This is a genomic window from Shewanella sp. 10B (assembly GCF_023475885.1).
GTDB classification, from domain to species: domain Bacteria; phylum Pseudomonadota; class Gammaproteobacteria; order Enterobacterales; family Shewanellaceae; genus Shewanella; species Shewanella mangrovisoli.
The window spans coordinates 678,878-702,466 of the sequence record NZ_JAMDJO010000002.1; the positions used below are offsets into that span (position 1 = coordinate 678,878).

The 23,589-nt window shown below is 46.5% G+C and carries 25 protein-coding genes; 18 read left to right on the forward strand and 7 right to left on the reverse strand.

All coding sequences use genetic code 11. The features are described from left to right. Window positions 1-126: 126 nt before the first annotated feature. From M0415_RS10515 to M0415_RS10555, 9 genes are read left to right on the forward strand one after another with little or no spacing between them, the layout of a single operon-like run. Window positions 127-456, forward strand: a complete 330-nt coding sequence (locus tag M0415_RS10515; protein WP_249553771.1) for a hypothetical protein — start codon at window positions 127-129, stop codon at window positions 454-456. A 9-nt stretch (window positions 457-465) separates the two neighbouring features. Continuing rightward, the gene (locus tag M0415_RS10520; protein WP_249553769.1) at window positions 466-663 is read left to right on the forward strand and encodes a hypothetical protein; all 198 of its coding nucleotides are present in this window, start codon (window positions 466-468) and stop codon (window positions 661-663) included. Then, window positions 660-923 carry a pyocin activator PrtN family protein gene (locus M0415_RS10525; protein WP_249553767.1) on the forward strand — a complete coding sequence of 88 codons (264 nt, stop codon included), beginning with the start codon at window positions 660-662 and terminating at the stop codon, window positions 921-923. Before M0415_RS10520 ends, M0415_RS10525 begins: the two co-directional genes overlap by 4 nt. 48 nt (window positions 924-971) lie before the next feature. Continuing rightward, window positions 972-1,703 (forward strand): beta clamp domain-containing protein, encoded by a 732-nt coding sequence (locus tag M0415_RS10530; RefSeq protein ID WP_249553765.1) that lies wholly within the window; start codon window positions 972-974, stop codon window positions 1,701-1,703. A gap of 33 nt (window positions 1,704-1,736) precedes the next feature. After that, a complete protein-coding gene (locus M0415_RS10535) occupies window positions 1,737-1,901 on the forward strand; it encodes a DUF1317 domain-containing protein (protein WP_249553763.1) in 165 nt (54 codons plus the stop codon). Between the two features lie 9 nt (window positions 1,902-1,910). Beyond that, complete coding sequence (locus M0415_RS10540) at window positions 1,911-2,234, forward strand: hypothetical protein (RefSeq protein WP_249553761.1); 324 nt, start codon at window positions 1,911-1,913, stop codon at window positions 2,232-2,234. Further along, entirely contained in the window at window positions 2,231-2,947 is a 717-nt protein-coding gene (locus tag M0415_RS10545) for a hypothetical protein (protein ID WP_249553759.1), read from the forward strand. Before M0415_RS10540 ends, M0415_RS10545 begins: the two co-directional genes overlap by 4 nt. Then, window positions 2,944-3,366 carry a hypothetical protein gene (locus M0415_RS10550; RefSeq protein ID WP_249553757.1) on the forward strand — a complete coding sequence of 141 codons (423 nt, stop codon included), beginning with the start codon at window positions 2,944-2,946 and terminating at the stop codon, window positions 3,364-3,366. The genes M0415_RS10545 and M0415_RS10550 overlap by 4 nt, the downstream gene beginning before the upstream one ends. Further along, window positions 3,363-3,977 (forward strand): MT-A70 family methyltransferase, encoded by a 615-nt coding sequence (locus tag M0415_RS10555; protein ID WP_249553755.1) that lies wholly within the window; start codon window positions 3,363-3,365, stop codon window positions 3,975-3,977. Before M0415_RS10550 ends, M0415_RS10555 begins: the two co-directional genes overlap by 4 nt. Before the next feature lie 37 nt (window positions 3,978-4,014). On the opposite strand, the gene M0415_RS10560 is transcribed toward M0415_RS10555, so the two are convergent. The 5 genes from M0415_RS10560 to M0415_RS10580 form a co-directional block, all read right to left on the reverse strand. Beyond that, window positions 4,015-5,364, reverse strand: a complete 1,350-nt coding sequence (locus M0415_RS10560) for a HEPN domain-containing protein (RefSeq protein ID WP_249553753.1) — start codon at window positions 5,362-5,364, stop codon at window positions 4,015-4,017. Window positions 5,365-5,484: 120 nt separating this feature from the next. Continuing rightward, the gene (locus M0415_RS10565; protein WP_249553751.1) at window positions 5,485-6,180 is read right to left on the reverse strand and encodes a hypothetical protein; all 696 of its coding nucleotides are present in this window, start codon (window positions 6,178-6,180) and stop codon (window positions 5,485-5,487) included. Between the two features lie 112 nt (window positions 6,181-6,292). Continuing rightward, window positions 6,293-6,766 (reverse strand): hypothetical protein, encoded by a 474-nt coding sequence (locus M0415_RS10570; protein WP_249553749.1) that lies wholly within the window; start codon window positions 6,764-6,766, stop codon window positions 6,293-6,295. 434 nt (window positions 6,767-7,200) lie between these two features. Continuing rightward, window positions 7,201-7,875: a Fe2+-dependent dioxygenase gene (locus M0415_RS10575; protein ID WP_249553747.1), complete on the reverse strand. Its 675-nt coding sequence runs from the start codon at window positions 7,873-7,875 to the stop codon at window positions 7,201-7,203. Between the two features lie 75 nt (window positions 7,876-7,950). Next, window positions 7,951-10,146 carry a TonB-dependent receptor gene (locus M0415_RS10580; RefSeq protein ID WP_011715880.1) on the reverse strand — a complete coding sequence of 732 codons (2,196 nt, stop codon included), beginning with the start codon at window positions 10,144-10,146 and terminating at the stop codon, window positions 7,951-7,953. 568 nt (window positions 10,147-10,714) lie between these two features. On the opposite strand from M0415_RS10580, the gene M0415_RS10585 reads away from it, so the two are divergent. Next, window positions 10,715-11,179 carry a chemotaxis protein CheX gene (locus tag M0415_RS10585; RefSeq protein WP_011715879.1) on the forward strand — a complete coding sequence of 155 codons (465 nt, stop codon included), beginning with the start codon at window positions 10,715-10,717 and terminating at the stop codon, window positions 11,177-11,179. 172 nt (window positions 11,180-11,351) lie between these two features. Here M0415_RS10585 and alr read toward each other — a convergent pair whose 3' ends face one another. Both alr and dnaB read right to left on the reverse strand, forming a co-directional pair. After that, on the reverse strand, window positions 11,352-12,428 hold the full coding sequence (gene alr / locus M0415_RS10590; protein ID WP_011715878.1) for an alanine racemase: 1,077 nt from the start codon (window positions 12,426-12,428) through the stop codon (window positions 11,352-11,354). 75 nt (window positions 12,429-12,503) lie between these two features. Further along, window positions 12,504-13,910 carry a replicative DNA helicase gene (dnaB, locus tag M0415_RS10595; RefSeq protein ID WP_088211721.1) on the reverse strand — a complete coding sequence of 469 codons (1,407 nt, stop codon included), beginning with the start codon at window positions 13,908-13,910 and terminating at the stop codon, window positions 12,504-12,506. Between the two features lie 125 nt (window positions 13,911-14,035). Between dnaB and M0415_RS10600 the strand changes: the two genes are divergently transcribed. The 8 genes from M0415_RS10600 (at window position 14,036) to hydF (ending at window position 23,585) form a co-directional block, all read left to right on the forward strand. Further along, window positions 14,036-16,234, forward strand: coding sequence for a S46 family peptidase (locus M0415_RS10600; RefSeq protein ID WP_249553745.1), 2,199 nt, complete (start codon window positions 14,036-14,038; stop codon window positions 16,232-16,234). 635 nt (window positions 16,235-16,869) lie between these two features. Then, complete coding sequence (hydA, locus tag M0415_RS10605; protein ID WP_249553743.1) at window positions 16,870-18,102, forward strand: iron hydrogenase large subunit HydA; 1,233 nt, start codon at window positions 16,870-16,872, stop codon at window positions 18,100-18,102. Between the two features lie 12 nt (window positions 18,103-18,114). After that, on the forward strand, window positions 18,115-18,435 hold the full coding sequence (gene hydB, locus M0415_RS10610) for an iron hydrogenase small subunit HydB (RefSeq protein WP_249553741.1): 321 nt from the start codon (window positions 18,115-18,117) through the stop codon (window positions 18,433-18,435). 13 nt (window positions 18,436-18,448) lie between these two features. Then, window positions 18,449-19,132 (forward strand): cytochrome b/b6 domain-containing protein, encoded by a 684-nt coding sequence (locus M0415_RS10615; protein ID WP_249553739.1) that lies wholly within the window; start codon window positions 18,449-18,451, stop codon window positions 19,130-19,132. Between the two features lie 70 nt (window positions 19,133-19,202). Beyond that, complete coding sequence (hydG, locus tag M0415_RS10620; RefSeq protein ID WP_249553737.1) at window positions 19,203-20,642, forward strand: [FeFe] hydrogenase H-cluster radical SAM maturase HydG; 1,440 nt, start codon at window positions 19,203-19,205, stop codon at window positions 20,640-20,642. Next, window positions 20,643-21,281 carry a hypothetical protein gene (locus M0415_RS10625; RefSeq protein ID WP_249553735.1) on the forward strand — a complete coding sequence of 213 codons (639 nt, stop codon included), beginning with the start codon at window positions 20,643-20,645 and terminating at the stop codon, window positions 21,279-21,281. Next, window positions 21,281-22,360 carry a [FeFe] hydrogenase H-cluster radical SAM maturase HydE gene (gene hydE / locus M0415_RS10630; RefSeq protein WP_249553733.1) on the forward strand — a complete coding sequence of 360 codons (1,080 nt, stop codon included), beginning with the start codon at window positions 21,281-21,283 and terminating at the stop codon, window positions 22,358-22,360. Before M0415_RS10625 ends, hydE begins: the two co-directional genes overlap by 1 nt. After that, on the forward strand, window positions 22,344-23,585 hold the full coding sequence (gene hydF / locus M0415_RS10635) for a [FeFe] hydrogenase H-cluster maturation GTPase HydF (RefSeq protein ID WP_249553725.1): 1,242 nt from the start codon (window positions 22,344-22,346) through the stop codon (window positions 23,583-23,585). The genes hydE and hydF overlap by 17 nt, the downstream gene beginning before the upstream one ends. Window positions 23,586-23,589: the final 4 nt, after the last annotated feature.

The following is a 23,589-nucleotide window of genomic DNA, read 5'->3' on the forward strand; positions in this document are numbered from 1 at the left end:
AAAAATCATCAAATCAAAAATAACCAAAAATATTTTAAGTTTTCCTAAGTTTTTCCTTGACGATAAACTTAAGTTTTCCTAAATTGATATTAAGAAATCTTAAGTACCACTACCGAGGACAGGGAAATGATCTTAACCAGAGTTCAAACATCAGCAAAACAGCGCACCGAGTTTCGTCTACTGGTCGCCATCCGCTTTGCTTGCCTAATGGCTATCGCCAAAGGCCACACCAACCCAATGGACTGCCCACGGGTACAAGCGCGTTGTGCGGAGCTAACCAAGCACTTTGCCTACAACCACCCAAGTCCCGCATTTTACAGCCAATATATTGGCCGCACTGGCGAACTGGGCAACAGCTTCAGCCTGCGCTTTAACGAACCCAAGCAAGGCTTGTTCGGCACCGTCACTGTTTGGCGCAACGACCAAGCGCCAACCAACGTGCATCAACTCGCATAAGGCACAGCTATGAGCGAAACCCATGTGAGTGCCTTAGCCGATTACTGCGATAAACAAATCGCCGAAACCCAAAAGCTAATAGCCGATTACCCGCACGAACGTAATGCATTAAACGCCGTGCTAATTGGTTGGCAACTATGCAAAAAAATTCACCTTGCTGGATTAAGCAATCAAGGCGAACAACTTCAACCCAAGGAGCCTGCATGAACACAGCCTTTTTACTCATGGCCCAGATAGGCAAAGCCGTAGTGCCGCTAGAGCAAATTAGCGATGAATATCTCGGCTTGGCACCTCGCACCGCAGCGAACTACGCCAAAGCAGGCCGCTTACCCTTCCCAGTTTTTCGTGGTGGGCAAGGCAATAAAGCGCCGTGGTTGGTCAACATCAACGACCTAGCCGCCTACCTCGACAAACAGCGCGACGCAGCCGCAAAAGACCAGATTAGCAACCAAAGCCGCGCAGCCTAGAAGTTAAACATTAGCCAGCTTAGCAAGCAGCAAAAAGCGAGAGAGAAAATGAAAACCAAATTCAACATTGAATACCTGCCAATGCTGGCAGCGTTCGCCGCTAAAAATGATGTTCGTTACTATCTAAACGGCTTTCACGTAAAGCCGCACCCCGAAAAAGGCGTGATCCTCACCGCCACTGACGGCCATTGCCTCGTCACTATTTATGACGAGGACGGCTTTAGCGATGGCGAGTACATTTACCCAATCAGTAAAGACTTGGTCAAAGCCGCCAACAAAAAGTATTTACCTTCCATTCAAAACATCTTTATCAACGATGGCGTGGCAATGCTCACATCGATTTGCGACATCCTTGATACCTTCACCACCTTTGAAGCGTTGGGCATCGAGGAACGTAAGCTTATTACTCACATTGAGTTTATTAACCCAATAGATGGGTCATACCCAGATGCAGGCAAAGTATTTAAGTCTCTGTTAAGTGATGAAAATAAAAATCCAGTATCAACATTTGGCATGAATGTTGAGCTTCTAGGCCGACTTAAAAATTTGAAGGTTGGCATTAAAAAAGGCGGCGTTTTACGCATTTATGAAGGGCAGGCGCTTACCGCAGTTATGGGCTTAAAAAACGAAATAGTCGCCGCAATCATGCCTATGAGTATGGGAGAAAATGAGCGAGCACTCCCAGGCAACTTTATTCACATTGCTGGCCGCCAAAAAGCAGAGCATACCTCCGCCACTCAAACCACCTCACCAGAGCCTGAACAGTCAAGCGCCGCTTGATAGTTGCCGCCATCACGAAAGAAGGAGTAGAGCATGCTAACCCACGACAAACCCCAACACCGCGATATCAAAATCGGTCAAGGCCATATCGTCGCAGATAAAGACGGTTGGATGTTACCTGGTGGCAAGTTCACCACCAATCGCGCCGTCGCCATTCGCGCCGCCAAAGGCCTGCACCGCTTTCTGGTTAAAAGATAAGGACGTCATATGAGCCAACAACTCACACCAAAGCAAATCGCGGCAAGGGCTTACTACCAAGCGCATAAGGAAAGTATCAAAGCGAAAAAACGGGCTCAATACGAAACTAAGGCGCGAAAGCCAAAAGTGATGAAGGTCGTTAACTCATCGACTTCTCAACCGTCAACTGCTGCACCTAAAGCTAAGACAGTCCGATTCCAAGAGGAAAAGGAGCCAGTCATCCAGTCAATTAGGATATCGGCCGAGGATAAAGCACGCTTGGCAAAACGCCGCCGCATCGAGGACATAAAACTCGCCAAAGAGCTGGGCCTAAGCATGGAGGATTTTGAATGATGAGCCAATTATTCTACCTGCGCGACTCGCGCACCAATGTCGGCAGCACCTGCCTATTTTGGGCGCAAGATGGTTGTGGCTATACAAGCGATTTAGACAAGGCGCATGCATACACGCTTGAAGAAGCTCAGCGCAAATTCAACAGCCGCCACACTGACGTTCCGCTAGCAGCAAGGCTGGTTGATGAATTGGCAAGAGAGCGAGTTGATTGCCAGTACCTGCCATTAAATGGCGAAAAAGCCGGATGTGATGAATACGTTATCTCGCCAAAAGACAAGTGGGACGGCAACGATATTTACTGGCTAACCTTTGATATGTTCAGCGTTAACTACAAAAGCGCCGTTGTATTCAGCTACCGCAGAGCGCTTGAACGTATCAATGAACTTGGCATTGAGGCAAACATCTACGCCAAAGCAGAAATCGACGCCATCGCTCGCCGGACTTTTCAAGCGGCCAATATCAACGAACGCAAGATGATCACCGCTGCTGGCATCCGCAAACCTAAGCGCAAACGCACCCGCCAAACCACGGGCAAAACTCGCGGAAACTGCCCACATTGTGGGGCCATCACTTGGGGATTCAACCCATACGAGGCTTACACCTGCGCCCAAGCCGATGCAGAAGACCGTGGCTTTAACCTCTATAACAATTGCAAAGAGGTGAAGCTAGCCAAACAAACACGCAACGCCAAGATTGAAGGAGAAGCAGCATGAGCGCCCCTAAATCATCCCGCGAAATGCTTTACCTGCTGGCAGGCTGCGAACCTGAGCCAAAGCTCGACTTACTGCTATCGCTAACGCGCATCACCTCCGAGCCAACCATTGCCGCCTTAAAGCTGCACTACACCACAGGCTTGGATGCAGAACGCTGCGCCGCTCGCCACCGTATCGAGCTATCAAACCTGATGCGCGCCCAAACCACGCTCAACAGCATCATGGGCGTGATTGAGGCAATCAAAGAACTCGACTGGGAAAAGCATCTTGCCAAGTTAGCCACCGCCAACACGCGGATCACCGAGCTTGAGCAGCTAGTTAGCCGCGCCGCCAACTATCTGTATGAAATCGGAATGAATGAAGAACTTGAGCAGCAGCTTAGCGCTGCAATCAGCAATTCAAAGGAGCATGCCGCATGAGCAAAAAATATCAGCTGATTTACGCCGATCCGGCATGGGCCTTTAGCAACCAAAACACGGGCGGCTCGATGAAATCCAGCGCCCAAGCCAAGTACACAGTCACTAGCACCGAGGACTTAAAACGCCTCGATGTTAACAGCATTGCCGATGAAAACTGTGTACTGGTGATGTGGTATGTGGGGGCCATGCCGCAGGATGCCATTGATCTGGTTAAAAGCTGTGGCTTTACCCTTAAAAACATGAATGGCTTTGTGTGGAACAAGCTAACAGTCAACAACAACCCATTTTTTGGCATGGGTTTTTGGACCCGCGCAGGTAGCGAGTCGGCCATTATCGCCATCAAAGGCAAACCAACACCAGATTGCCGCAGCGTGCGCGCCGTGGGCAACTACGATCCACAAAGCCTTGATGAAGTGCTCGCTCACCTCTGCTACGTGGGCGCATATCAAAACATTCGCCACAGCCAAAAGCCCGATGAGTTTCGCGATAAATGCGTCGAGCTCATGGGTGACGTCCCTCGCCTTGAAATGTTCGCCAGAACCAAAACAAAAGGCTGGGATGTGTTTGGGAATGAAGTGAGAGGGTCAATCAGAATACCAATTAAATCATAACAAAGCTGAAGGAAAATGTGCCAAGTAGAGAAGTAACCTAATTACTTACATTTGGCACTTTGTTTACGATGTTATCTATAAAATTTGGCAGTGTTCTTCTAAAATTAGACCTAGTGAGACCAAACTCCTGAAAATATAAAATGGCATTTATAAGCGTATTAGAGCACATTTTTATGTAATCGAAATCTATCATTTTTTTACAAGCTGCACCATGAACAATACTCGAACGAACACTATAAATCTTTCCAGCATTCTTATATATGCTTTGATCAAAACCTGAACTTGTCATATTCAAATACATCACTCTAAGCTTAAATGTTTCTGTCGTATTTTCTTCTTTAAAGTTTGTAAGTGCCTCTATAGCTGTTACAATTTTCTGCACTCTTTGAAGTTCATTACGTTCAGAAACGGCCTCACCATACCATATCAGAGAACGCTCAACTAACTCGAGAACCAGTGGCTCTGAATTATTAGGGATAAGCAATAATTCAGGAATTTTTAAGATGGCATTGAAAATAGTATTTGGATTATCTTTATTAATAATAAGATCTTGCCAAAGCTGTTTAGAGCGAGGTTCTAAAAATGTGCGTGTTCTTGAGCTTTCAAGCTTACTTCCAATTTCACCATATCTGTAAAACTCAAATAAATGGCCGAAAGAATCAGATGAAGTAATTAGTGGAGCACAACGACCATACAAGTCAACGGAAAGAAGATTAAGAGAATTACAAATTGCATTCATTGACCTTTTTGCCAGAGATAATGAAAGTTCGTAACTACAAGCAGTCACAACTTCAATTTGAATATAATAATTACAACCAAAAAACTTAGTTTGTTTATAATTCTCAAACTCTTTATCCATCAATTCATCAGAATTTAATTTTATGATTTTAATATTCTTAGTTAAACTAATCTCACCAACACCATTAAATGCGTTTACAGGAAACTGAAAAACAAATTTTTTTAGGTTATTTTTAAACACTAACATTCGCTTATCAAAAATAACCAACAAATGCTCAAATATATCCCCACCTTCATATATTTTTGATAACAAATTACTTATTAATTCATAAGCGCAATCTTCAATTAATGAATCCAACTCCCAGAAAAAACAATTAATGTTAAGGCTTTTTTGAATAATCCGTGACAACTCAGACACCAAATTCACAGATAATCTTGATCTATAAAGATTTAAACAGTATCTATCAACGCCATTATTAACTCGGTCTACATTAATATCATCAGGTGGCGTTATAGTTGTTAGAATTAATCCATCTCGAGCTTTCTCAACAAAATAGGCATCATGATTTTCATTAAATAGTTTTCTAGTTCTAGCAAACTCAACTAACAACTCATTAAACTTTGACTTAAAAACTTTTGAAAATTCCATATTTAGACCATCCATACAATCTTGACTCTAATCTATAAGACCACCGAAACAAAAAGGAAAACTCATTTCAACCATCCAAGAATTTAAATAATTAAAATTGTTCTAATTAACATTATATGACTAATCAAAACCTTCAAAAAATGAAGATACAAAAGATAAAAGAGATATACATTTAAAACTATTAACCTTTGTTCCGTAATCTAAGTGCTTTCTAGAACCATGCATTATCCCATTACGGTTTGGTCCATTTCTCTTTTTACTGTCACTTGCAGATGAAATTCCTGCTGAGAATTGATTTTTTGTCTCAAAAGGCGCACTTAAAAATAGCATACATTGCTCAGCCTTACTGTCAAAAATTGCTTTAAGCCTCTCTTTTCTTTGTTCGTGTTCACTGAATAACATAGCTCCAACATTCTCAGAAAAAATCCCTTCTGTTTGAGACAAAAATAAAGGAATACTTGCAATCCAATTGTCTTGCTCGTGCAAATAAAATGCAGCAGATAAAATATGTTCTCTTTCAGGATGACTTTTGATAAGTGACTTTTTAATATCAATGTAATTACAAGTCATTTCCTCTACCATATAGTTATCGAGGCATTCTTGACTTTCATCTAATGCTTGCTTCATATCTGACAAAACTATCTCTGAAGTTAGAAACCAGCCTAATGACGCTGCACTTTCAGAAAACTCCCTTATGTTTTCAGGAAATGAAAGCATTCCAAATACAAACCTAACTAAATTTTCGGCAAACTCAGGTTCTTCATTTATTTTGGTAAGAAGTTCTCTCCTAAACCTCTCTGATAATTTTTTATTCATTAGAAATTTCCTTTTTAAATATCATTATATATTCATTGGTTTCATTAAAGTGATTAAAATCAGGTAAAAGTCTATTTTTGAATAGTTTTAATAACGGTATATAGGCAAAAATTTATTTCATATCTATCTTAAGTTGCTCAATCTGCCGATCAATAGACGCCACTTGAGTATCGGCCTGTTGCGCCACTGCGGCCATTTCCTGCGCCAAACTTTGCTGCCAAGTTGCACCGGCTAAGTTGTTATTGGCATAGCGCCTGCCGTTCTGCAAGTCACGCATACGCTGATCACGGCGCTCAATCACCCGCTTTCTATCGTTCTCTAACTTGGATATCTCACGGCTGATCCGCTGATTATCAATGTAAGAGTTTATCTCCTGCCTCTTACCGTAATCAGTAGCGCCATAGGCAGAACTACTACCACTTTTAACCACACTGCCTACATTACTCAGGTCAACAGGCTTGCTTGTTTCATCACAGGGATCCGCCTGGTATTTACCATCAGCGCATTTATAGACTTCGGCCACGGCCGAAAAAGAAGGGATGCTAGTTAAAACCACTGCCAGCAATACAAAAGATATTCTATCCATAGATCACCTCAACGTTGATAAATCCATCATATCATCAGCGGGGAACCATGAAATAACTATTTAAAATCGGGGAACCAATAGGGAACCACGAAATTTTAGCAGCTAGCAAAATCAATTAGTTAAATTTAAATCTTACCTATCCAACATGGGCGCAATGGAAAAGGTGCGGTCGAGCTGTAGACCATCATTAAGATTATTTTTCAACACGTGACTATCGACTCAAGTAATTAAAATTTGCCAGTAAGTTCAAGCTTAGAAGGATAAAGCGCCTTAATTTAAGCCGCTGATGAGCAATCCAGCACCAGCGTAAAAATACAAAAACAGTAAACGAGTTAACGTTTACTGTTTTGTTGCCCCTCAGAGCTGGCGGGATTATACCCTAAACCGCCCGCTTTGGGGAGATGAAGCGAGGAGAGAAGCCTAGCTTAGAATCACTACAACTCGCTCCAACGTCTGAGCAAGTTATGGTAAACCCCCGTCAGATTAAACAACTCTTGTTCTGGCGCGGCCTGCGCCGTCAACGCTTGAATCGACTGGTCGAGTTGAAATAGCAAACGGCGCTGCCCCTCATCGCGCACCATACTCTGCAGCCACATAAAAGCGGCGGTACGTTCACCCGAGGTAACAGGAGTAACCTGATGCAGACTCGTCGAGGGATACAACACTAATGAGCCCGCCGCGAGCTTAATGCTTTGCTGACCATAGGTATCTTGGATGACCAGCTCACCACCTTGATAAGTGTCTGGTTCACTTAAAAATAAGGTGGCTGACAGATCGGTGCGCACCATGCCTTCGCTGGTCGAGCGAATCGCATTATCGATATGATAACCAAAGGTTTCGCCACCTTGATAACGATTAAACAAGGGAGGATAAAACTGTAATGGCAGGGCCGCCGAGACAAATAAAGGGTGGGCCAACAAGCGTGCCATGATCAGCTCACCGATTTGCAGTGCGACAGGGTCATCTTTATCTAACTGCTGGTTACGCTTGCGGGTGCTCGCCATTACGCCCGAGGTCTGATTGCCATCAATCCAAGTGCGGGCATCGAGCTGTTCCCTTAGCTGATTGACTTCTTCTTTAGAAAAAACATTCGGAATTTCAATAAGCATTTCAACATCCTATTGGAATAGCATAAACATCAAAGGCAGCCCTAGGGCTGCCATTCAGATCTCGATTAATACGGCTTAGAAGTGCATATCGGCACTTAACATCACTAAGCGACCAGGGGCCATATTAGCAAAGTGCGCGGTGTACGCCTTATCGTAATAACGCTCATCCGTTAGATTCTGCACGTTCAGGCGTAAGGTCAAGAATTCGCTCATTTTATAAGATGAAGTCAAATCAAAACGCCAGTAGGATGGAATCGATAACGTGTTAGCCGTATTACCATAAACTTTACCCATGTAGTACGCACCCGTACCGACAGTAAAATCCTCAGTCACATCGTAAGTCGTGAATAAACTTAAGCTATTTTTAGCCGTATTAGGGAAGCGGTTACCATTTTGCGCTTGGTTATAGCCATTGCTTTCCAACGTCGCGTCCAAGTAAGTGTAACCACCAAAACCGTGCCAATGCTCAGTAAAGTCACCGGAGAAACCGAGCTCGAAACCTTTCACCTTTTGCTCGCCAACGTTTTCCTGCGGCGAGTTACGATCGCCAGAGGTCGCGACCCGAGCGTTGTTTTTCTCGATTTGGAATACCGAACCATTCAGAGATAAACGTCCAGCAAAGAAGTCCCACTTAGTGCCTAACTCATAGCTTTCAGTATCTTCTGGCTCTAAATCGGCGTTAGTACTGCCGAGACGATCCGCGCCATCACCATTTGAGGTCCCCGGAGGGTTAGAAGAAGTACCCCAAGCCGCATAAATACTGCCGTTTTCGGCAGGCTTATAAAGTACCGATAATTGATAGTTAAAGAAGTCGGTATCGTTACTGAATTCAGAAGTCGAATTCTCAGCACTGGTGCTGTAATCATCCCAACGGATCCCGGCGTTCACCATCCACGCTTCGGTTAACTCAATGGTGTTAAAGGCATAAAGCGAGCGAGTATCGGTTTCTGTAACAGTCGCATCGGTGCCGAGGGTGATAGTGCCAACCCAAGGATCGTGCGGATTTGGATTATCCAGCAGCGTACAGTTGTAGTTATCTAGCATCGCCTGATTACAACCCGCGTTGCGGCCATTACCCGTATCGACGGTGTAACTCAAGTTGCTGGTACGTTCGTTACTGAGTTCAGTACCAACGGCAAAACGGTTAGTCATTCCCGCAAGTTTTGCTTCACCCGAAAGCTGCAATTGAGTTGCTAAGGTCTTAGTGACCGAATGGCGCGACTTGGTGTTTCGCCAAACATAACCATTAGCCACGTTGCCCGTAGTGTCGTCTGGGTTAGTCACAATATAGTAATTGCTGTTACGGCTATAGATGGAGGTCGAAGTGAACTGCATGTCGTTGTTAAAATCATGGCTGATCAACACTGACGCCGTATCATCCATAGTGTCGCGAAAATCCCGCGACAACAAACCGTAGAAGTTATCAGGGTCGACATCCGCGGGTTGACCCGTTGCCTGATCGTAGGGAATACCGTAATCAGGAATATCATGATTTTCAAAGTGATAATATTCGAGCGTGACTTTGGTTGGCGTGGTTAAACCAAAGGTCACCGAAGGCGCTACACCCCAACGATTACCCGTAACTTCATCCCGCCCCGGGGTGTCGGCATCGTGGGCCATCATGTTGATACGGACCGCAGCCTCATCGGCAATCACATGGTTGACATCGACACTGGCGCGTTTTAGCGAATCCGTTCCGACGGCAACATCGGCATTAATAAAGTCTTCGGATTGGGCCTTTTTAGTCACAATGTTGATGCTACCACCTACGGCGCCACGACCGTTGTATACAGAGCTTGGGCCTTTCAGGACTTCGATTTGTTCAATGTTAAAGGTTTCGCGGCTTTGTGAGCCCACATTACGCATACCATTGATAAAGGTTGAAGATTGAGCATCGTAACCACGGATAAAGGGTCTATCACCGTAAGGGTTGCCGCCCTCACCTGTCCCTAGTGTGATACCGGGTGTTGCACGCAGTGCATCGGTAAAACTCTGGGCGCCCATATCCTTGATGAGATCTTGATTGATAACGGTAACGGTTTTAGCGGTATTGAGCAGATCTTCGGTAAATTTACCCGATTGCACTTTACGGGTGTTGTAACCTAAGTACTCACCGTTCACTTCAATATGTTCAACTTTCTTATCAACGACTTGTGACTGTGGCTCCGTCGCCATAGCCGGAGCGGCTGAAACCGCCATACCAATCGTTAACGAACCTAAAACATGGGCACCGAGCGTAACTCGGCCATTGCGGCGTTTTGCAAATTTCATCAAAAGCATTCCTGTTGCGGAGTAAACTCTGTAACAGATGTCCCCCATCTGTTAATCGCCGCTAATATATGCAAAACATAAATTGCAATCAATAATTATTATCATTTACATTACAATTTAATCTTAGTCACAATTTGAGACCGAAATGCGCGCTAGGTCTTACTGACGGTTGAACAAGTAAGGTTTTCATACCGAATTAAAACTAACACTATGAAAATTAATGCAATTAAATTTATATAACGGTGACAATCGAGAATATTCTCAGGAACGACCTATGTTTATTTAGGTGAAATTGGCTGATCTACAGGGAGTAAGCAAACTTAGGCTGACAAAATCGCGTATCGATAATCGGAGCTAAAAATGTCGAAAATGCGGCTCTTGAGTAATGTGGTTTTAAGCTGTTTCGAGGATAAATAACAATAAAATCGTGAAATTAACCTCACATTTCCATTTGTGTCATCTAAGCTGATAGAGTGTGATTAAGATTGCTGTGGTTCAGCGACTTTTCGTCTAACCTTAATGACATGGTGACCATAAGGCTTAAGTTCATAAGAGGAAACACTGAAGCATGAACGTCAATTTTATTAACCCTTTTCTGCAATCCCTGCTCAATGTCATTTCGACGATGGCAAGCATGGATCTCACTCCGGGCAAGCCCCAAATTAAAACCGACAACTTAGCCAAGGGTGATGTGTCTGGGTTAATTGGTATGGTTGGGCCACAGACTAAAGGGTCGTTATCTATTACCTTTGAACAAAAACTGGTACTGCAGATCATGCAAAATATGCTTGGGGAAAACCCAGGTAAGATAAATGAAGAAGTCACCGATCTCGTGGGTGAAATCACCAACATGGTCACAGGTGGAGCAAAAAATCTTTTAGGGCAAAAGGGTTACGAGTTCGAAATGGCAACCCCTATGGTGGTTTCAGGTAAAGGGCATACCATTTCCCACAAAGCGAATGGCACCAAAATTATCATGCCCTTCAGCAGCCCATACGGCACTGCCTTTATTGAAATCTGCTTTGAGAATTAATCCGTTACCACTGACTCCCCTTTAGCCTTCCTTTGACGTCGCTCTGCAAGCTTGATTATTGCCTCAAAGGTGCAATAACCAAGTGCAGAACGGCTGACAATTCTCTCAATCATCCGCTTTCAGGGCATAAAAAACGGCGCAAATGCGCCGTTTTGGTATTCACTCCAATGGCTTATGCAAGGCAAACTGCCACCCTTGGGGTGAGTTTAGTCACTAACTCATAGGCGATGGTGCCAATATGTTCAGCCACTTCCTCAACAGGTAAGGCGGCGCCCCAGAGCAATGCTTCATCGCCCACAAGGTCTGTCGCATCTGCACCTAAATCAACAGTTAACATATCCATAGATACACGACCGACAATCGGTACTCGGCGACCATTAACCCACACGGGCGTGCCTTCTGGCGCATTACGCGGATAACCATCACCATAACCAATCGCGACAACGCCAAGGCGAGTATCTTGTTTCGCCGTCCAATAACAACCATAGCCAACGGGTTGTCCCGCCTTGTGATCGCGCACCGCAATCAAACGCGAGACTAAATTCATCGCTGGGATCAGACCATGATTGGCGCCGCAATCCCCCGTCACGGGAGACACACCATAGAGTGCGATCCCAGGACGTATCCAGTCCCCTTGGCTCTTAGGCCAATACAGGGCACCCGCAGAATTGGCTAAGGTTCTAAACCCAGGTAAATCCGCGGTTAATTGGTTAAAGGTTTGCATTTGCACTTGGGTGTAATGATTTTCAGGCTCATCGGCACAGGCAAAGTGAGTCATCAAATGGATGGGCTTGGCGACATTGTCACAGGCCATCAAGCGCGCATACACCTGCGTAAATTGCTCAGGGGTTACGCCTAAACGATGCATGCCGGAATCCACTTTCAACCATACAGTGACAGGTTTTGATAGCGTCGCCTGCTCTAACATTTCGATTTGCGACTCGTGGTGCACCACAGTATCGATATCGTGGGCCACCAACAAAGGTAAATCAGTGCTGCGAAAGAAGCCTTCAAGCAATAACAAGCGCGCCTTCACGCCACCAGCACGTAGCTCTAAGGCCTCTTCTAAACGGGCTAAGCCAAAGCCATCGGCCGTGTGTAAACAGTTGGCGACATTTAATAATCCATGACCATAACCATTGGCTTTCACCACCGCCATTACTTGGCTGCGACTCGCCTGTTGACGCAAGACGGCGAGATTGTTTTGCAGTGCACTACTGCTAATTTCTGCTCGGGGAAAAGGTTTCAAAATTTGCCTTCTCTATTTGGAAAGTCAGGAAATAAAAAGAATACATAAGCAGTGCTTAGCTTCTAACACCAGAAATTAATCTTCTTCAAACTGCGGGCCAGCGTAATTATCAAAACGGGAAAACTGGCCTTGGAAGGTCAAGCGCACACGTCCAATGGGGCCGTTACGCTGCTTACCGATAATGATTTCTGCGGTGCCCTTATCGGGAGAATCGTTGTTATACACCTCATCACGGTAAATAAACATGATGAGGTCCGCATCCTGCTCAATAGAACCCGATTCACGTAAGTCCGAGTTTACTGGGCGCTTATCGGCACGTTGTTCGAGCGAGCGGTTAAGCTGAGAAAGTGCAATCACGGGGATCTCTAACTCTTTAGCCAATGCCTTGAGAGATCGAGAGATTTCGGCAATTTCTAGGGTACGGTTGTCCGATAACGCCGGTACTTGCATCAGCTGCAAGTAGTCGACCATGATCATCGACAACCCGCCATATTCACGGGCAATACGGCGGGCACGGCTGCGCACTTCGGTCGGCGTTAAGCCAGAGCCGTCGTCGATATACATCTTGCCCTGCTCAAGCATAATCCCCATGGTCGAGGATACCCGCGCCCAATCCTCATCATCGAGTTGTCCGGTACGGATTTTGGTTTGGTCGACGCGGCCCAAGGAGGCCAACATACGCATCATGATCTGTTCCGAGGGCATCTCGAGACTGAAAATCAGCACTGGCTTGTCTTCATTCATCGCCGCCTGTTCGCAGAGGTTCATCGCGAAGGTGGTTTTACCCATAGAAGGACGCGCCGCGACAATAATCAAGTCGCCGGATTGGAAGCCAGCTGTCATGCGGTCGAGATCGCTAAAGCCGCTCGACACTCCAGTCACACCGTTGTGTGGGTTGTTGTAGAGCTGCTCAATCTTATCGACGGTTTTTTCGAGAATGGTTTTAATGCCTTCGGGACCTTCGTTGGCATTGGTGCGCTGCTCGGCAATCTTAAAGACTTTACTCTCGGCCAAGTCGAGCAAGGCGCTAGAATCACGCCCTTCGGGATTGTAACCCGCATCGGCAATCTCATGGGCGACACGGATCATCTCACGCACCACGGCGCGCTCACGCACGATCTCGGCGTAGGAAACAATGTTACCCGCGCTCGGAGTGTTTTTGGCAATCTCGCCTAAATAGGCAAAGCCGCCCGCTTCTTCGAGTTGATTTTCCACTTCAAGCTGTTCAGAAACCGTAATTAAGTCGATGGGTTGACCACTTTCGACTAAACGGTGCATGGCCGCAAAAATCATTCGGTGAGAGCGGGAATAAAAATCCTCTTTCACCACAGTCTCGGCCACTTTATCCCAAGCGTCGGCGTCTAACATTAGGCCACCTAAGACCGATTGTTCGGCCTCTATCGAATGCGGCGGCAGCTTTAAGCTATCGACCTGCACATCTGTCGGCTTATTCTTAGGTTTAAACGCACCTTGTTGTGACATTAACACTCCCGATTTCCAACAACTTAACAAAATATGATATAAAACCCGCGTCAAGCAAACAGGCCGTTTACATTCGCCTGTTACCTCATTCCAACGGACACTCTAACTAAAAATAAGGAAAGAACATGCGTATTGCATTGGTTGCAGCCTTAGTACTGACCTCAGGCGTAGCAACAGCCGATGAAGGACAATGGCAACCTTACCAAATGCCTTCAATTGCAGACAAACTCAGCGCGCGTGGAATCGATATTCCCGCCGACAAATTAGCCGATCTCACCAGTTATCCTATGAATGCCGTTGTCGGGCTGGGCTATTGTACCGCCAGTTTTGTCTCGCCCCAAGGGCTAGTTGTGACAAACCATCATTGTGCCTACAAGGCGATACAATATAACACTAAGAAAGAACATAACTATCTCGAACAGGGCTTTTTAGCCACCTCGATGGATAAAGAACCGTCGGCGGGCCCTAACGAGCGTTTATACATCACTGAAGCTGTGACTAACGTCACCAGCGATGTCACCAAAGACTTAAGTCAAGATCCGCTCAAACGCTACGAAGACATCGAAAACCATAGCAAAGCCTTGATCAAAAGCTGTGAGGCCGATGATAACTACCGCTGTAACGTTCGCAGCTTCCACAACGGCTTGGAATATTATCTCATCAAGCAATTGATGATCCGCGATGTGCGCTTAGTATACGCGCCACCTGAAAGCGTCGGCGCTTATGGCGGTGATATCGATAACTACGAGTATCCACGCCACTCGGGCGATTTTGCCTTCCTGCGTGCCTATGTAGGTAAAGATGGTAAGCCTGCGGCCTACAGCGAAGATAACATTCCTTACACACCAAAGAGTTACCTGAAAGTGAACGCCGATGGCGTGAAAGCGGGCGACGGCGTGTTTGTAGCGGGTTACCCTGGCACCACTAGCCGTTATAACCTCACCAGCGAGCTTAAATTTGCCAGTGATTGGCTGTATCCAACTCAGGCAAAACGCTATCAATTACAGATTGATACTATCGAAGCCATGGGTCAGGAAGATGCCGACATCGCCATTAAATATGCGGGCAATATGGCGTCAATGGCGAACCGGATGAAGAAACTCAACGGTCTGCTGGCTGGCTTTAAAGCCACGGATATCGTCGGTATTAAGCAGCAACGCGAAGATGATTTTCTGGCTTGGTTAAAGAAAAACCCAACCCTTAATCAAAACCTTATCAGCGAATTGGAAGTTTTATTGGCCGAGCAGCAACTGCAGACCCAAACCAATTATTACTTCACCAATGCCCAATCGAGCACACTGCTCACTGCGGCCAATAGCCTCTATCGCTTAGCCAAGGAAAAGCAAAAGAGCGATGCCGAGCGTGAAATCGGTTACCAAGAGCGTGACCTTGCCATGTTCAGCTCGCGCCTTAAGCGTATCGACTCCAGCTTTGACGTTAAAGTCGATAAAACCCTGTGGTTACAAGACTTAAATGCCTACTTATCACAACCCAACCGTGTTGCAGCCTTAGACAATATGCTGAATCTAGACGATAAAAACGTCAGCCTAGAAGCAAAACTCGACGGCCTGTATTCGCTAACGACGCTGACCGACCAAGCGCAACGTCTGGCGTGGATGGACGCCGATGCCAAAGCCTTTGAAACCAGCAGCGATCCTTTTATCCGCCTCGCTGTCGCGTTGTACGACACTAATATGGCACAGGAAAAGGCAGAAAAAATCCTTGCGGGTAAACTGTCTACCGCGCGCCCTGCCTACATGGCTGCCGTTATCGACTACTACAAAGCCAACAACTGGCCAGTGTATCCCGATGCAAACGGTACCCTACGTATCAGCTACGGCATGGTCGATGGTTATCAATCCCGTGATGCCCTGTACAAACAGCCCTTTACACGCCTCGATGGCATAGTCGCTAAGCACACCGGCGTTGAGCCCTATAACGCTCCGAAAAAACTGCTCGATGCAATTCATGAGCAGCGTTTTGGCGATCACTTAGTGAAATCTGTCTACCAAGATCCACGCGGCTGGATTTGCCGTCTGTTCTCTTGCTTAGACAAGCCAGAAGAGTTTAACTCTGTGCCAGTTAACTTCCTGTCGAGTGTCGATACCACAGGCGGCAACTCGGGCTCGCCCGTCTTTAACGGTAAAGGCGAACTCGTCGGTCTTAACTTCGATTCCACCTATGAAGCCATTACCAAGGACTGGTTCTTCAACCCTACCATCACCCGTGCCGTGCACGTGGATATTCGATATATCCTGTGGATGATGGATGAAGTCGACCATGCCGATAATTTAATTAAAGAACTCGAGTTAGTGAGAAATTAATATTAAGTTAATATTCAGCATTAATGGATAATAAAATCAGCTAATATTAACTCAATTAATGTAACCGATATAAATTAAGCATATTTAAAAACCGTTCAAAGAATACTCTTTGGACGGTTTTTTATTTTAAGCAATTTACTAATTTGTGATCTATTACATTTTCCATTCGCCATAATAGTTCATCAACCATCTTAATTAGTATTATTTAAACCAAGAGAGATCATGGACAATTTGTCCAAGCACAAAATCAAAACGAGTGATAACACCCTCATAATGCAATAAATCACACCGTAAGCCTTTAAAATACAACAAACAGTGTTAGGCAACTAAGGCCAATACTACAACGCACTGTATATAATAATAAACTTAAAAATACCAGATAAAGCACAAACGGAAAATCCTATTTTTATTTCTAAAAAATTATCAAAAACGACTAATAAAACCATTAAAAACGCCTGTTTTATCAAAAACAATAAAACTTGATCGTTCTCAAGTTTTTTCCAGAATCAATTTCCTATTATCCAGCCGTCTAAAACTTACCAATACGCTTTTGCCATAGGCATAAGCTGCCAAATAAATACATTAAATAACACTGAAAATATAATTCAGGTTGAAAATGAGGAACGCGAAATCCTATGACAGCGACAACTTATCAACCGGGAGAAATCCAAGGGCTGATCAAGATAAATGCATCTAAATGCAAAGGATGTGATGCCTGTAAACAATTCTGCCCAACCCACGCCATTAATGGCGCCTCGGGTGCTGTGCACGCTATTGATGAAGATAAATGCTTGAGCTGCGGCCAATGTTTAATTAACTGCCCCTTTAGCGCCATTGAAGAAACCCACAGCGCCCTTGAAACCGTCATTAAAAAGCTCGCCGATAAAAATACTACCGTCGTAGGTATTATTGCCCCTGCGGTACGGGTCGCAATTGGTGAAGAATTCGGGTTAGGCACGGGCGAACTCGTGACGGGTAAGCTCTATGGTGCGATGAATCAGGCAGGTTTTAAGATTTTCGACTGTAACTTTGCCGCCGATCTCACCATCATGGAAGAAGGCAGTGAGTTTATTCATCGCCTCCATGCCAATGCCAAAGGTGAAGAAAATGCAGGTGCGCTGCCGCAGTTCACCTCCTGCTGCCCTGGTTGGGTGCGTTACCTCGAAACCCGCTATCCAGCGCTACTGCCTAACCTATCCACCGCTAAATCCCCTCAGCAAATGGCAGGAACGGTCGCCAAAACCTATGGCGCTAAGGTTTATCAAATGCAGCCGGAGAATATTTTCACTGTCTCTGTGATGCCTTGTACCTCGAAAAAACTCGAAGCCTCACGCCCCGAATTTAACTCGGCTTGGCAATACCATCAGGAACATGGGGCTAACACGCCTTCGTACCAGGATATTGATGCTGTGTTGACCACAAGGGAAATGGCTCAATTGCTCAAACTGCTCGATATCGATCTCGCTAATACCCCCGAATATCAAGGCGATAGTTTGTTCTCTGAATACACTGGCGCGGGCACTATCTTTGGTACCACTGGTGGCGTAATGGAAGCGGCATTACGTACCGCCCATAAGGTACTTACAGGAACTGAAATGGCTAAGTTGGAATTTGAACCCGTACGCGGGCTAAAAGGCGTCAAATCGGCTTCCGTCAGCCTGTTTGATACACAACTCAACCAGAATGTAACGGTCAATGTCGCTGTAGTACACGACATGGGCAATAACATCGAACCCGTGCTGCGCGATGTAATGGCTGGTACTTCGCCCTATCACTTTATCGAAGTGATGAACTGCGCTGGCGGCTGCGTCAACGGTGGAGGCCAACCTATTGAAGGTAAAGGCTCTTCTTGGCTTGGTAACATTTAACGGGAAACAAAAATGAACAAGAAAAAACACCTATTTGCCGAGGACAGTTTCTTTCTGTCACGCCGTAAGTTTATGGCGGTAGGCGCCGCCTTTGTCGCCGCCTTAGCCATTCCTATTGGTTGGTTTAGCAGCAAACTTGAGCGCCGCAATGAGTACATTAAGGCCAGAAGCCAAGGGTTATATAAAGACGATAGCCTAGCAAAAAAACGAGTCAGCCACGCCAACCCTGCGGTAGAGAAATACTACAAAGAATTCGGTGGCGAGCCATTAGGACATATGTCCCATGAGCTACTGCACACCCATTTTGTCGACCGCACCAAATTAAGCTATTGATTGGAGATGAAAAATGCATCAAGAACATGATATGAGACCCATTTTAAAACATCCGTTAAACATCAGGATCTTCCACTACATTCTGCTACTGAGCTTTTTGCCGTTAGCCGCGACGGGTTTGTTATTGTTTTTTAAACCGCTTTCCCAGGAAGGCATGCAGCTAACCTATGATGTGCACATCATTGCGGGGATTGTTATGGCCCTCGATGCCGTGGCATTTACCATTATGGCATTCGACCGAGTAGTGCTATTTATCGCCCGCGTGTTCAGCTTCTCCGGACGCGACGTGAAATGGTTTATGGTGTTAGGCGGTTACCCACAAAAATTCTTACTGGGTAAAAAAGTGCCTATCCCTCCGATGAACAAGTACAACTCGGGCCAAAAGCTGTTTGGTGCCTGTGTACTTATTGGCGGCACAGTGCTTATCCTCTCTGGTTTAGTGCTGTGGCTTATCCCCCACGCTGCGCCGCGGGATATAGTGTGGTTTTTAGGTCAAGCCCATTTGGTCTCAGGCCTAGTGTTAACCGCTTTCTTACCCGTGCATTTATTCCTCGCGGTGTACCGCTTCGATGACTTCAAAGCCATGATGATCCACGGCAATGTGCCCTACCATGATGCCGCCGAGTACACCCCGCTATGGGTCAAAAATGAAATTGCCCCCGTTGCCACAAACGGCGAACAACTGACCAGCAAATAGCTAAGTCTCCTGCGGCAGTTGCTCAACAACTGCTGCATTTCTGCATTCATATTCAAGGGCATAGATAACCATGAGCACACACGAGCATCATTCCATTACCGTCTCTGACTATAATCCCAACGTCAGCTTTATTGACGATCAGGCGATTTGGCAGGCCATTGAAGACGCCTGCAATCCAAGTCGCGAGCAAGTCCTCGCCATTCTCGACAAAGCGCGCCAATGCGAAGGCTTAAGCATTCGCGAAACTGCTCTCCTGCTACAAAATCAAGATAAAGCGCTGGATGAAGCACTTTTTGCTGTCGCCCGTGAAATTAAAAACACCATCTACGGTAATCGTATTGTGATGTTTGCGCCGCTCTATGTGTCCAACCATTGTGCCAACAGTTGTAGTTACTGCGGCTTTAACGCCGATAACCATGAGCTAAAACGCAAGACCTTAAAACAGGATGAGATCCGCCAAGAGGTCAGCATCCTCGAAGAAATGGGCCACAAACGGATCTTGGCCGTTTATGGCGAGCATCCACGCAACAATGTGCAAGCCATTGTTGAAAGTATTCAAACCATGTACAGCGTGAAGCAGGGCAAGGGCGGCGAAATTCGCCGTATCAACGTCAACTGTGCGCCAATGAGTGTGGAGGACTTTAAACAGCTCAAAACGGCGGCGATAGGCACTTACCAATGCTTCCAAGAAACCTATCATCAAGACACCTACAGTAAAGTGCACCTAAAAGGTAAAAAAACCGACTTCTTATACCGCCTCTACGCCATGCACAGGGCGATGGAAGCGGGGATTGACGATGTCGGTATCGGCGCGCTCTTTGGCCTGTATGACCATAGATTTGAGCTGCTCGCCATGCTCACCCATGTTCAACAACTCGAAAAAAACTGTGGCGTTGGCCCGCATACTATCTCCTTCCCGCGGATTGAACCCGCCCATGGCTCCGCCCTCAGTGAAAAGCCGCCCTATGAGGTTGATGATGAATGCTTTAAACGTATCGTTGCCATCACTCGCCTAGCCGTACCTTATACCGGGTTGATTATGAGCACTCGGGAGAGCGCTGCGCTGCGTAAAGAATTGTTAGAGCTTGGCGTTTCACAGATCAGTGCAGGCTCACGTACCGCACCAGGTGGCTATCAAGACAGTAAACAAAATCAACACGATGCCGAACAATTTAGCCTTGGCGATCATCGCGCCATGGATGAGATCATCTATGAATTAGTCACAGATTCGGATGCCATCCCCTCCTTCTGTACGGGCTGTTACCGTAAAGGGCGCACTGGCGACCACTTTATGGGATTAGCCAAACAACAGTTTATTGGCAAATTCTGCCAGCCCAATGCCTTGATCACCTTTAGGGAATATCTGAACGACTACGCCAGCGATAAAACCCGTACGGCAGGTAACGCCCTGATAGAGCGAGAACTCGCCAAAATGAGTCCATCACGGGAACGTAATGTGCGCGTCTGCCTGAAAAAAACCGATGCGGGTGAACGGGATATCTATCTGTAAATGGCATCTTATTTATTTTCTGAGCCCGGCGTGAAGTTGCATTTTGGCTTGAATACGCACGCCTTACTCGAGGCAATAGCCCAAGCCAATGACATAGTGTTGCACGCGGCCATTTACAGCAACTTTGCTAATAATGCGGTGGGGCAATTACTCTTACAGCACTTACAAAGCGAAAGCTTCAAACAACTCACCCTGATAAAGCTTGAACCCACAGGTTCTTGGCGGGATGAATTCGCGACTATCCTACGCCCCGAGATGCCGCGGCAGGAAATTGAGCAGTTGTATGAAATTTCACGCCACTGGTGCGCCGAGCTAAAGAGACAATTTCCTGAGACAGTCAATTTAGTGTCGACCCAAGCGCTGCCACTGCAACCTATATTGCTGATTGGCGACAGACTCTTTGTCGGTCACTATGCCCATAGCCATACCACTTCGGCTCAGGGGCTTTGGATAGAGTTTAATGTTATTGCTTTAGGCCTTGCGCCAAACAGCTTAATCGATTGGTTTTATTCCGGCGTCACCACAGAGCAAGACTCGCCGGAGGCAATAACACTTGGCCGTTACGTGGAAGAATGTCGCCGCGCCGTGGGCGATCTCTGGTATCAAAGTGTGATTGCGCTGGATAAGGAGCGTCACTGATGCATACCAGCCATATCCCAATCATTCAGCAAGCATCATTCAGCCCACAACCCAGTTTGCTCAAACCTATGGCGCTCAGCTATGCGCAAATCCTTGAGCTGCTTCAAGGGCAGGACGATGAATGGCTGTTTAGCCGTGCTCAGCTCGCCACAGAGCTCGAATTTCAGCAACAGGTCTATTTACGCGGCATTGTTGAATTCTCGAATCATTGCCGTAACCACTGCCATTACTGTGGACTGCGTAGCGAGAATAGGCAGGTAAAGCGTTATCGGCTCTCGAACGAAGAAATCCTCAGCGCGGTGAATAACATAGCTACACTCGGCCTCGGCACTGTGGTGCTGCAATCGGGGGATGATTTTAGCTACAGTTGCAAGCGCATCAGTACCCTTATTAGTGAAATTAAGCAGCGCCATGACCTAGCAATCACTCTCTCCCTCGGCGATCGCAAACATCATGAATTGGAAAACTGGCGTGAGGCGGGTGCCGATCGCTATTTACTCAAGATGGAAACCTTCGACCGCGCCCTCTTCGCTCGCTGTCGCCCTAAAGCCCATTTCGATGAGCGAATTGCAAGACTTGCTCACCTTAAGTCACTCGGCTTTCAGACAGGTTCCGGCATCATCATCGATTTACCTGGGATGACTGACGCTATCTTAGCCCGCGATATTCAATGCTTAACTGAGCTGCAGCTCGATATGCTGGCCTGCGGCCCTTTTATCGCCCATGCGCAAACTCCATTTGCCACATCGCCCAACGGCAGCGCCCTTAAGAGTCATCGAGTGAGTGCGATTTTGCGACTGATGAATCCTGGGGCGAATATCCCTGCGACCAGCTCTCTCGATGCCCTCGAAAAAGGCACTCGGGAACTGGCACTCAAGCGAGGCTGCAATGTGATTATGCCCTCCTTCACACCAACACAGGTGAGTGGTGACTACAGCATTTATCCAGGAAAAAACCAGCAACAACATCCGGCAACAGAGCGACTTAAGCAAGTCTGCCAGCAAATTCAACGCCATGGGCTAATCCCCTCCTTTAACCGCGGTGATTCGAAAAGGACTCAATATGTGTCAAGGCATTAATCCACAAGAGCATTCCCAAAACCAATCGGCACCACGGGGCATGCGTTACCATATCGCCTTAGTCGGTCGACGCAATGCGGGTAAGTCATCCCTGCTCAATATGATCGCGGGGCAACAAATCTCCATTGTGTCCGATATTAAGGGCACGACCACTGATGCCGTGGCCAAGGCCTATGAGTTGCAGCCCCTAGGGCCTGTAACCTTTTACGATACGGCAGGGATCGATGATGATGGAGAATTAGGTGCCATGCGGGTGAAGGCAACTCGTAAAGTGTTGTTCCGCTCCGATATGGCACTCTTGGTGGTGGACGAACAAGGGCTTTATCCATCGGATATCGCCTTAGCGAACGAAATACAGCAGATGCGAATGCCGATACTGGTGGTATTCAATAAAGCCGATATCTGCATGCCTAAAGCTGAAAATATTGCCTTCTGCCAACAGCAATCCTTGCCCTTTATTGTGGTCTCAGCCACCACAGGGCTTGCGGCCAAGACACTTAAGCAGCTGATTATCGATTTAGCACCAGCGGAATATAAACAAGACCCTCAGCTAGCGGGCGACCTCTATCAAGCGGGGGACGTTATTCTCTGCGTCGTACCAATCGATATGGCGGCACCTAAAGGACGCTTGATCCTGCCGCAGGTGCAAATTCTTCGGGAAGCATTGGATCGCAGCGCGATCGCAATGGTGGTGAAAGAAACGGAACTAGAAAAGGCATTATCCGTCGTCACACCCAAACTAGTTGTCTCCGATGCACAGGCGATTAAGCAAGTCGCCGCTCTAGTGCCAGCATCTATTCCACTCACGACTTTCTCAACTCTGTTTGCGCGTTTTAAAGGGGATTTGACCACCCTTGCCGCAGGCGCAGAGGCGTTAGATAAATTGCAAGATGGCGATAAAGTGCTCATCGCCGAAGCCTGCAGCCACAATGTACAGGAAGATGATATCGGCCGAGTCAAACTCCCCCGCTGGATAAATAGCTATACGGGTAAACAACTCGAATTTATCGTGACGTCCTGCCACGACTTTCCCGATGATTTAGAGCAATATGCCCTCGTCATCCACTGCGGTGCCTGTATGTTTAACCGTAATGAAATGCTCCGTCGCATCCACGAATGCCAGCGTCGTTGCGTGCCTATCACTAACTACGGGGTCGCGATTTCAAAGCTACAGGGCGTGCTGCCACGGGTGCTCGCGCCTTTTAACAGCAGTCCGCAGCAATAACATA

Coding starts and splice junctions, on each gene's coding strand:
- M0415_RS10515 (WP_249553771.1), top strand. CDS start 127: ATGATCTTAACCAGAGTTCAAACATCAGCAAAACAGCGCACCGAGTTT.
- M0415_RS10580 (WP_011715880.1), bottom strand. CDS start 10,146: ATGAAATTTGCAAAACGCCGCAATGGCCGAGTTACGCTCGGTGCCCAT.
- hydB (WP_249553741.1), top strand. CDS start 18,115: ATGAACAAGAAAAAACACCTATTTGCCGAGGACAGTTTCTTTCTGTCA.
- M0415_RS10575 (WP_249553747.1), bottom strand. CDS start 7,875: ATGCTTATTGAAATTCCGAATGTTTTTTCTAAAGAAGAAGTCAATCAG.
- M0415_RS10560 (WP_249553753.1), bottom strand. CDS start 5,364: ATGGAATTTTCAAAAGTTTTTAAGTCAAAGTTTAATGAGTTGTTAGTT.
- M0415_RS10545 (WP_249553759.1), top strand. CDS start 2,231: ATGATGAGCCAATTATTCTACCTGCGCGACTCGCGCACCAATGTCGGC.
- M0415_RS10535 (WP_249553763.1), top strand. CDS start 1,737: ATGCTAACCCACGACAAACCCCAACACCGCGATATCAAAATCGGTCAA.
- hydA (WP_249553743.1), top strand. CDS start 16,870: ATGACAGCGACAACTTATCAACCGGGAGAAATCCAAGGGCTGATCAAG.
- M0415_RS10530 (WP_249553765.1), top strand. CDS start 972: ATGAAAACCAAATTCAACATTGAATACCTGCCAATGCTGGCAGCGTTC.
- hydE (WP_249553733.1), top strand. CDS start 21,281: ATGCATACCAGCCATATCCCAATCATTCAGCAAGCATCATTCAGCCCA.
- M0415_RS10600 (WP_249553745.1), top strand. CDS start 14,036: ATGCGTATTGCATTGGTTGCAGCCTTAGTACTGACCTCAGGCGTAGCA.
- M0415_RS10550 (WP_249553757.1), top strand. CDS start 2,944: ATGAGCGCCCCTAAATCATCCCGCGAAATGCTTTACCTGCTGGCAGGC.
- M0415_RS10625 (WP_249553735.1), top strand. CDS start 20,643: ATGGCATCTTATTTATTTTCTGAGCCCGGCGTGAAGTTGCATTTTGGC.
- M0415_RS10615 (WP_249553739.1), top strand. CDS start 18,449: ATGCATCAAGAACATGATATGAGACCCATTTTAAAACATCCGTTAAAC.
- hydG (WP_249553737.1), top strand. CDS start 19,203: ATGAGCACACACGAGCATCATTCCATTACCGTCTCTGACTATAATCCC.
- M0415_RS10525 (WP_249553767.1), top strand. CDS start 660: ATGAACACAGCCTTTTTACTCATGGCCCAGATAGGCAAAGCCGTAGTG.
- M0415_RS10520 (WP_249553769.1), top strand. CDS start 466: ATGAGCGAAACCCATGTGAGTGCCTTAGCCGATTACTGCGATAAACAA.
- M0415_RS10540 (WP_249553761.1), top strand. CDS start 1,911: ATGAGCCAACAACTCACACCAAAGCAAATCGCGGCAAGGGCTTACTAC.
- hydF (WP_249553725.1), top strand. CDS start 22,344: ATGTGTCAAGGCATTAATCCACAAGAGCATTCCCAAAACCAATCGGCA.
- M0415_RS10565 (WP_249553751.1), bottom strand. CDS start 6,180: ATGAATAAAAAATTATCAGAGAGGTTTAGGAGAGAACTTCTTACCAAA.
- M0415_RS10585 (WP_011715879.1), top strand. CDS start 10,715: ATGAACGTCAATTTTATTAACCCTTTTCTGCAATCCCTGCTCAATGTC.
- M0415_RS10555 (WP_249553755.1), top strand. CDS start 3,363: ATGAGCAAAAAATATCAGCTGATTTACGCCGATCCGGCATGGGCCTTT.
- M0415_RS10570 (WP_249553749.1), bottom strand. CDS start 6,766: ATGGATAGAATATCTTTTGTATTGCTGGCAGTGGTTTTAACTAGCATC.
- dnaB (WP_088211721.1), bottom strand. CDS start 13,910: ATGTCACAACAAGGTGCGTTTAAACCTAAGAATAAGCCGACAGATGTG.